Source organism: Streptomyces sp. NPDC059866 (genome assembly GCF_042731325.1).
GTDB classification, from domain to species: Bacteria; Actinomycetota; Actinomycetes; order Streptomycetales; family Streptomycetaceae; genus Streptomyces; species Streptomyces flavusporus.
Map to the genome: position 1 here is coordinate 1 of NZ_JBHWJT010000092.1, position 9,161 is coordinate 9,161.

The window sequence follows — 9,161 nt, forward strand, 5'->3', positions numbered from 1 at the left end:
GTCTAACGCGTACGAGACGCGTTCGACAGCAGCGGGTTAAACGACAAGCTAAGGCATTCCGCTGATCATCGAAGGGACGGGCCTACGACCGGAGGATGTTGGGGCGCGTCCGGGAATCCGCGCCCACGCGGGCCTCGGTGACTGCCGCGGAACGAATCCGGGTGCCGACACGGCCAACCCGCGAACTTCTATTGACCGTGTTCCGTCAGGAACCTACTCTCACGGTAGATGTAAGGAAACTTTCCTAACAGTCGTGCTCCCCGTCCGGCGCCCCGATCAGGCACGTCAGCTCCACCCTCAAAGCGAGGAGCCCTCTGATGCCACCTACGCACCCCCGCTCTCACGCCCACCGCACCGGAACCTCCCGCCGTGGGCTGCTCGGCGCGGCCGTCGGCGGTCTTGCCGCGGCCGCCCTCCCCGCGTCCCTGCGGCTGCCGTCCGGCACCGCTACGGCCGCAACGCTCGCCGGCCTCCTGGGCGCTGCGCTGGTCGCCCTCCCCGTCGAATGCCGGTCTCGGCGCGTTCGAGACCATCGAGGACGACCGAGCTGACTCCCACACCGCGGGCCAACTGCACATCTACCCGGTGGGCGACGCCTTCAGGTTCAACATGCACATGGTCGACCGGGATACGTCCGCGGACCGTCAGCGCCAGGAAGTGACCGGCATGCTTACGTCGGGCAGTTCGTATCTGCGCTGGCTCCCGGGCGAGACATGGCGCACGACGTATCAGATGTACATCCCGAGCTCGCTGAAGGCGACCACGTCCTTCACGCACATCATGCAGACCAAGCAGCCGGGCACTGGCAGCTCACCGATCACCGTGATGTCGCTGCGCCGGGTGAACGGGGTGCAGACCATCGAACTGAAACTGTTCGAGGCGGACATCCTGGTCGGCCGGACCGATCTCGTCCCGCTGCACGACTCCTGGGTCGACGTCGACTTCCAGATGAAGATCGGTGACGGGACCGCGGGCAATGTGCGGTGGATTCTCCGCAAGGACGGCACCACGCTCGTCGACGGGACCAAGACCGGTGTCGACACCTTTCTGCTCGACCGGGTGCGGCCCAAGTGGGGCATCTACCGCTCGCTCGGCGATACTTCCGGTTCGCTGCAGGACTGCTACCTGCTGCTGCGGAACATGCGCGGCTACCAACTGGTCGACGGCCCTGCCGCGGTCGACTACCAGGCGGAGGACGCTTTCATCTCGCAGGGCGTCGTCGAGTCCAACCACACCGGCTTCTCCGGGACCGGCTTCGTGAACTACGACAACGTCAGCGGCTCGTTCGTCGAATGGACCGTCCCAGCGAGCACCGCGGGCCCCGCCAGTCTGGCCCTGCGCTACGCCAACGGCACCACCCTCAACCGCCCCATGGACATGACCGTCAACGGTACGGCCGTCTCCGCCGCCCACCCCTTCAACCCCACCGGCGCCTGGTCCTCCTGGGCAATGGCCACGCTCACCGTGCCCCTGACCGCCGGCCCCAACAGGATCCGTGCCACCGCCACGACCGCCAACGGCGGACCCAACGCCGACAAGATCACCGTCAGTTGACACCCACCGAGAGGACGTCATGCGCAGACCCCTGTCAACTCTGCTCGCCAGCACCCTGTTTGCCGCGCTCGGCTTCGGCCTCGCCCCTTCCCCCGCACTCGCCGTCATGCCCGCGCCCGCCCCCGCGGCAAGCGTTCAGATCTCCGCCTACCCGCAATGGCAGCCGAACACCTCGTACACCGTGGGCACACGAGTGTCCTATGGCGGCAAGGACTACGAATGCCTACAGAGCCACACATCCCTGACCGGCTGGGAGCCGCCCAACACGCCCGCCCTGTGGAAGCTGCTGGGTGACAGCAGCGGCGGCAGCGACACGACCGCTCCCTCCACCCCGACCAGCCTGCGCACCACCGGCACCACATCCTCCAGCGTGTCCCTGGCCTGGAACGCCGCCACCGACAACGTGGGCGTGACCGACTACCTGCTGTACCGCGACGGCACCCAGGTCGCCACGACGAGCGGTACCTCGCACACCGTCGGCAGCCTGTCGGCGAGCACGGCGTACACCTTCACCGCCCGCGCCCGCGACGCGGCGGGCAACATCTCACCGGCCTCCAACGCCGTCACCGCCACCACCCAGAGCAGCGGAGGCGAGACACCGCCGGGCACCACCCCCGCCGCGATCAACGGCCGGCTCAAGGTGTGCGGTGTCAAGTTGTGCAACCAGTACGGCAACCCGATCCAGCTACGCGGCATGAGCAGCCACGGCCTCCAGTGGTACAGCCACTGCCTGACCAACGGCTCCCTGGACGCGCTCGCCACCGACTGGAACTCCGACGTACTGCGCATCTCCCTCTATGTCCAGGAGGGCGGCTACGAGACCAACCCGAGGATGTTCACCGATCGGGTGCACCAGCTCATCGAAATGGCCACGGACCGCGGCATGTACGCCCTCGTTGACTGGCACCAGCTCACGCCCGGCGACCCCAACTACAACCTGTCCCACGCCAAGACGTTCTTCACCGAGATCGCACAGCGTCACCGCGGCAAGACCAACCTGCTGTACGACATCGCCAACGAACCCAACGGCGTCAGCTGGTCGCAGATCAAGTTCTACGCCGAGCAGCTCATCCCCGTCATCCGCGCACAGGACCCCGTCACCCCGATTCTCATCGGCACCCACGGCTGGGGCTCCCTCGGAATCTCCGACGGCCGCAACGAGAGCGACATCATCAACAACCCAGTCCAGGCGACCAACATCATGTACACGTTCCACTTCTACGCGGCCTCGCACGGCCAGGAGTACCTGGACGCGCTCAACCGGGCGTCGGACCGCATCCCGATCTTCGTCACCGAGTTCGGCACCCAGGAAGCCTCCGGTGACGGTCCGAACAACTTCACCCGCAGCCAGCAGTACCTCGACCTGATGGCCGCCAAGAAGATCAGCTGGGTCAACTGGAACTTCTCCGACGACGAACGCACCGGAGCCGTATTCAAGACCGGCACCTGCAACAGCAACGGCCCCTGGACCGGCACCGCTTCACTCAAGCCTGCCGGCGTCTGGATCCGTGACCGGATCCGCACCGCGGACTCCTTCCCCACGACCTGAACACGCACCGCCCCGAACGACACCACGCGCACCGACGCCGCCGGAGGCCAAAAACAGGCCTCCGGTGACGCTCGGAGGGGGGCTAGTTGGTGTGTGGGGTGGTTGTTGAGCTGGGGTGTTGCTGGTCGGTTGAGAGGGAGGGCGGGATGGTTCGGGTCGTGGGGTGGGGGTGTGGGCTGGGGTTGTTCGGTATATGTTGATAAGCCGTATCTCAACCGATCATGGAACGTGCGGGTCGAACAGGTTTCCCGCCGGGGTGATCTTCCCGTTGTACGCGCATGAAGACAGGGCCTCTCGGTAGCTCGGGGATGCGAATCTAACCGAGCAGTGCCGGGAGGCCCTGGTGTCGTTGTTGTACGCGTCCGAGCCGGTTCAGTTCAACTCGGCTGCTCCATCGTGTGATTGCCTCGCGCATGTGTACGGCAACGCGGCCGACCATTCGGACCGGGAACGCCGGTATCCCTCGGACATGTCGGACGCGGAATGGGCGGCCATCCGGCCGTTGCTGCCGGTGCCGGCCTGGCTTCAGGGGCGGGGCGGACAGCCCGAGGGCTACTGCCACCGCCAGATGCTGGACCAATGCCACGAAGTTAAGTGCTGGGCGACGGTGTCAAGGGCGGGCGGGGTACGGGAGGGGCCTCTGCTATCCAGGGGATCGACCAAGATCTTCCTGAGAAAGCAGAGGCTCAGTGGCCCACTTTGTCACGGGCGGAACCGGTGACGTGTTCGCGCCCGGTCACATCGGTGAGTTAACCCAGGTCATCCCAACCGAGTTGGTCGATGCGGTACTGGACGAGACCGGGGCGCGCGAGCGACGACTTCGGAGCCTTCCCTCTCGCGTCGGGGTGTACTTCGTGCTCGCGCTTGGGCTGTTCGGGAATCTGGGCGCCGGGCTGGTGTGGGGCAAACTCGCAGCCGGACTGGCCGCCCGGGTGCCGCAGCCCTCGGAGAAGGCACTTCGCGATCTGCGTCGGCGGGTCGGGGTGGCGCCGCTCAAGCGGCTGTTCGACGTGCTGGCCGGCCCGCTGGCCCAGCCGTCCACGCCTGGAGTGCGCTACCGCCGCTGGCGCACGGTCGCCTTCGACGGCTGCGGGAGCGTGTCCGTCCCCGACCACGAGCGCAACCGGTCCTGGCTCGGCCGCACCGAACGCCGCTACGGCCCAACCGGCTACCCCCGGCTGATGCTCATGACCCTGTGCGAAACAGGCACCCGCGGCCTGATCGCAGCGGTTTTCGGTCCCGCCTCCAAGGGCGAGACCGACTACGCCCACGACCTGGTCGGCCACCTGACCTCGGACATGCTTCTCTTGGCGGACCGCGCCTTTGACAGCAACGAACTGCTCGCAGACATCGCAGCTCAGGGGGCGCAGTTCTTGATTCGCGCCACCAGCGCCCGACGACCACCGGTGCTGGCGCTGCTGCCCGACGGCTCCTACCTGACCCGGATCGGTGGTCTCCCGCTGCGGGTGATCGAGGCCGAGATCCACTCCCGCACCGCTGACGGCGGCGACTTCGGCGGGACCTACCGCCTGCTGACCACGCTCAACGACCACCGCACCGATCCCGCCGACCACCTGGTGCGTCTCTACCACGAGCGCTGGGAGATCGAGATCACCTACCTGGCGCTCCGTCACACCCTGCTCAAAGGCCGAGTTCTCCGTTCGAAGGACTCGGTGGGTCTCAACCAGGAGATGTGGGGACTACTCACCCTCTACCAGGCCCTGCGCTCGGTCATGGTGACCGCGGTGGAGACAATGCCCGGCTGCGATCCCGACCGAGCCGGCTTCACCGTCGCTCTGGAAGCCGCCCGCGACACAGTGGTCAGCCTAGTCGCAACGACCGCGGCCCCAGGGCCGAGCAGCCGTTCCGACCTGGTGGGACACATCGGCGCCCGCGTCCTGCACGCGCTGCTTCCCGGGCGCCGGATGCGACTGTCCGCCCGCATCGTCAAGTGCGGAACCTCCCGCTACAACATCTGGAACCGCAACGGGCGTCCACGCGACAGCACCCCGATCACCGCCATCGAGATCACCGTGCACCCACCAGCCCTGCCCAGCACGCAGGACCCGAGCCGGGCCCTCTCCGGCCGCTGGGGCCAGGTCTGCCAGCTCTTGGCCGCGAACTCCAATCAGGCCATGCACACCCGGGACATCGCGAGGCATCTCGGGCTTCCCACCTCGGAGCGCCCCCTCAGCAGCGTCACCGCGCAACTCTGCTACTGGGCCCGCAACGGCCGACTCATCCGCACCGCGCCGAACACCTACAAGATCACCCTCCCTGACGCCTTGACGCCACCACCGAATCCTTAACTTCGCGGCATTGGATGCTGGACGCGATCCGTTACCTGGTCGCGGGCGGGATCTCCTGGCGGGCGATGCCCGCGGACTTCCCTGCTTGGGGCCGGGTTTACGCCTTTTTCCGCCGCTGGCGCGAGCACGGGCTGATCACCGAGTTCCACGACCGGCTGCGCGGACGGGTGCGTGAGCGCGAAGGCCGTGAGGCGGAGCCGACGGCCGGGATCATCGACGCGCAGTCGGTGAAGGCCGCGGCCTCGGTGCCGTCCGTCTCACGCGGCTGGGACGGCGGGAAGAAGGTGGGCGGCCGCAAACGGCACATCGTGACCGACTGCCTCGGTCTGCTGCTGGTCGTTGCGGTGACCGCCGCGAACGTCGGGGACCGGGATGTTGCGGTGGGCCTGCTGCGGCGGCTGCGCCGCCTGCACCGTGACATCTGCCTGGTCTGGGCCGACGGCGGTTACACCGGCGGCCTGGCCGACTGGTGCCGGCAGAAACTCGCACTCACCCTTCAGGTCGTCAAGCGCACCGACGACATAGAGGGGTTCGTGGTGCTGCCGAGGCGCTGGGTAGTAGAGCGCACGTTGTGCGCCACGAGGCGCTCTGTTTGTATCCCCGGCTCAGCCGGGAGGAACTCGGAAGGAGGTTCCTGGGCCTGATGACTTACCTGGATCCGAAAGGTGAAGGGGACAACAGCATGTCAGCAAACCAGCAACCGGGCTCAGTTGTCAGAGACGGTGTGCTGGGAGGCCCGCGCGATATGGCGAAGACTGGATTGTTTGAAGCCCAATCTCCAGCAGATGCAAGTTCCCATCCGCCGGAAGGACAACTGAAACCGGCGCTGCACCCTGCACGGGGTTCGATCGTGCCCCCGTGCACCTCCGGGGTGCGGAGCGATGCCCAGCGAGGGCATTCAAGGAGATGAGTGGGACGCCTAACTCGCGCTAGAACGTACAGCAGAGACGAACGTGGGATCGCCTACGGGACGCGAGTCCTACGGCGACGGAGGCCCCGTAGTAGTCGCCGGAGTAACGACCGGCCAGGGAGGACGGGAAAGCCGTCCACATCGGGCGAAGGGGGCCAGGTGACTCGGACACACCAGACCCGGGAGGTATGCGAAATGCAGATCGCCGCAACGGTGTTGTGTGTCCTGCGCGAGCAGCCTGAATCGCTCACGCTGTAGTCACTGGAGAGCCGGATGATCGGGAAACCATCATGTCCGGTTCGGCGGGAGGCCGCGCGGAACAGGACCTGCCTCGGCAGACACCTCGCCGCGCGGCCGACCCAACCGCGTGGTTGATGCATTCGCGCCGACTGGCCCGGGACTACGAGACGTTGCCAGCCAGCAGCGAGGCGATGATCCGGTGGTCGATGGTCACGCGGATGGGGCGGCGTCTGGCGCGGGCACGGGCCGCCGGCCGGCGCTGAACATCCCCGACGTCTCCTGCACGAGCCACCCGCGCTCCGCCAGGCGCCTGGCCTTCGAGCGCACCCCCTCGACCTTCGCCGACGCCGTCCCAAGGCCCAGCTCCACCGTGATCTCTTTGGCCTTCAGCGGTCCTCGGCCCGCCGGCTGCCGCTCGTCGAGCACGCCCAGGATCCGCTGGTAGTCCGGCGCCAGCACCGTCACCGGCAGCCCGTCCCGCCAGGGCGGCACGATCGAGCCCGGCACCGGCGCGGGCGAGGGCGCGGTTTCCTGCTCCGCCTCGACCCCGGTCACGGCGGTGGTCTCGGCAGCCGAGGCGGCCAGGGCCTCGACCAGCTCTTCCCGCGCGATCACCCGCCGGTCCAGCTCGATCTCCGCGGCCTCCAACGCCCCAGCCAGCCGGGCGACTTCCTCCCGCAGCCCTTCCACACGCACACGGGCCGCCACCTCCCGCTGCTCCAGCATCCCCAGCACCGACGCCATCGCGCACCCCTCGCTCATGGAGCAGAAACAAGACGCCGGATGCCTCCCTCATTCCGAGCTAGACCATGCCTGACCAGCAAGAATCAAGCGATCACGTTCGGTTGAGATACGGCTTATCACATACATGCGCGCACCGTGAAACCGCATCAGCTCAACGCCGATGTCTCCCGGCTCTTCATCTATCAGAAGGGTCTGCTGCACGATCGGGTGATCCCCATCGAATTCGAGACTGTCATGACCGCACCGGCCCTCCAGGTAGCGTGACCGAACCCTCACCCAAACCTGCATCACACCCGTGCAGCGCATCGTCGGTATCCCTGAAAAGCAGTTACAGGACGTCCAGCTGATCGCCACACTTGCGGGCATGGGACTGTTCGACGCCGACTACTACGACTCCGACGACATGCTGGCGCACCCGCGGCACCAGGACATGCAGCCTGTCTGGCCACGCTTATCCAGCAGCTGCGGGACTGCACGACGGAGGAGGCCGGCGTCGCCTTCCAGCGGGATCTGCTCACCCGGCTGCTGGAGGCGGAGAAGGACCGTAAGGAGCTCAAGCGTGCCGCAGAGCGGGTGCGTAAGGGTAAGTCGCCTCAGCCAGAGGCCCCCGAGCCGCAGTCGGGCCGCGGCCTCGGTGACGTGGAGACTTGGCGGTTCGAGCACGACGTGTGTGACCGGCTGGTTCGCCAACTGCGTTCCGTTGGAGATGCGTTGGCCTGGCGGGCCTTCAACTTCCACCGCCCGTACATCCTCGCCCTGTCCCGCAACGACCCGCCGGGCCCGATGTACGGCAAAACCGGGTTGCTGGCGGAGCTCGATCGCGTCGAGAGGGCTTTCAAGGAGAATGGCGCCTTCGCCCTCCTGCATGACTTGACCAACTGCCTGCGCATCGGCGACGTCACGGTGTGGGACCGTGTCCGTCCTCCCCGCACCGAAGAGATCAAGACCAATCCGAAGGCTCGCAAGAGTGCCCAGATCCGGCGGATCAACCAGGCCAGGGCCGCAGTGTTGGAAGCCGGCCCTCTACCAGGGGAGAGGGCGTCGGAGACGCTTCATGACCTGGACCTGCCACTACGCACCCACCTCGATGTACTGCGCGCAGCTCTTGATCGAGCAGCGACCGAGGGCTGCCACGCCACTGCGGTGCCCGGTAGCCGGGCCCTCTACGTTGTTGACCAACTCGGCTGTATCCAGCAGGGGCTGCCCTCTCCGCAGTTCAACGAACGCCTCCAGCAGGCTGTGAATACCGCGCTGGAGAGCGCTGGCATCGCGGCGGGCCGAGACGAGCACAACGTCCACTTCACCAGCCTGGAAAGTACGGCCCGGGATCCGCTGCGGGTGCCGTGGGCGAACTACCCCCTGCATCCCGTCGCTTGCGCTCGGCTGATCGGCGACTACGCCTCGGTGATCGTAGAGACCTCTGGACCTGCGCTGGCCCGTCTGCTCCAGGTCGCTGGCCTGGACGCCCACTGGGTCCTCCCACCAGGGAAGACGAGCCTCAAGCCCGGCCAGGTCGTGATGGAGATCCACCAGCGGGAACAACTGCGCGGCCTACCGGCGGGAGCTCTCACCATGGCACCGGGGTGGACGTTGCAAATGGGCCGCTCCGAACTGGACCGCTACATGATCGAACTCGTCCAGCCCGGTTCGTGGATCGCAGGGATGAAACACGTGCTTGCCGCACGGCAGGTCGGACAGCCCTGGCCGCATTACCGCAATGAGCACGAGGTCTGGCTCTAGTGCTGGATTCCGCTTTCAGCGGGTATAGCTGCTGGTAGCGGGGTGGTTGCGGGTGCTCGGGGGCGGGTGCTGGGTCATGGTGTTACGGGCACGGCCGGGCCGTGACGAGGGCGAG

At 66.9% G+C, this 9,161-nt stretch carries 6 protein-coding genes and 2 pseudogenes; 7 read left to right on the plus strand and 1 reads right to left on the minus strand.

Annotated elements, in window-relative coordinates:
• Positions 1 to 317: 317 nt before the first annotated feature.
• The 5 genes and pseudogenes from ACFV7R_RS46190 to ACFV7R_RS46210 all read left to right on the plus strand — a co-directional run.
• Positions 318 to 1,161, plus strand: a pseudogene (locus ACFV7R_RS46190) (hypothetical protein); the annotation flags it as partial.
• 412 nt (positions 1,162 to 1,573) lie between these two features.
• Complete coding sequence (locus ACFV7R_RS46195) at positions 1,574 to 3,103, plus strand: cellulase family glycosylhydrolase (RefSeq protein WP_385276577.1); 1,530 nt, start codon at positions 1,574 to 1,576, stop codon at positions 3,101 to 3,103.
• A gap of 689 nt (positions 3,104 to 3,792) precedes the next feature.
• Positions 3,793 to 5,412 (plus strand): IS4 family transposase, encoded by a 1,620-nt coding sequence (locus ACFV7R_RS46200; RefSeq protein ID WP_385276580.1) that lies wholly within the window; start codon positions 3,793 to 3,795, stop codon positions 5,410 to 5,412.
• A 14-nt stretch (positions 5,413 to 5,426) separates the two neighbouring features.
• On the plus strand, positions 5,427 to 6,056 hold the full coding sequence (locus tag ACFV7R_RS46205) for an IS5 family transposase (RefSeq protein ID WP_385276583.1): 630 nt from the start codon (positions 5,427 to 5,429) through the stop codon (positions 6,054 to 6,056).
• Positions 6,057 to 6,690: 634 nt separating this feature from the next.
• Positions 6,691 to 6,825 (plus strand): annotated as a pseudogene (locus ACFV7R_RS46210) (IS5/IS1182 family transposase); the annotation flags it as partial.
• Here the strand turns inward: ACFV7R_RS46210 and ACFV7R_RS46215 are convergent.
• Positions 6,773 to 7,306, minus strand: a complete 534-nt coding sequence (locus tag ACFV7R_RS46215) for a hypothetical protein (protein ID WP_385276586.1) — start codon at positions 7,304 to 7,306, stop codon at positions 6,773 to 6,775. The pseudogene ACFV7R_RS46210 and the gene ACFV7R_RS46215 sit on opposite strands and share 53 nt — an antisense overlap.
• 135 nt (positions 7,307 to 7,441) lie before the next feature.
• Between ACFV7R_RS46215 and ACFV7R_RS46220 the strand changes: the two genes are divergently transcribed.
• Both ACFV7R_RS46220 and ACFV7R_RS46225 read left to right on the plus strand, forming a co-directional pair.
• On the plus strand, positions 7,442 to 7,570 hold the full coding sequence (locus ACFV7R_RS46220; protein WP_385276589.1) for a hypothetical protein: 129 nt from the start codon (positions 7,442 to 7,444) through the stop codon (positions 7,568 to 7,570).
• Positions 7,571 to 7,945: 375 nt separating this feature from the next.
• A complete protein-coding gene (locus tag ACFV7R_RS46225) occupies positions 7,946 to 9,046 on the plus strand; it encodes a hypothetical protein (RefSeq protein WP_385276592.1) in 1,101 nt (366 codons plus the stop codon).
• Positions 9,047 to 9,161 lie beyond the last annotated feature (115 nt).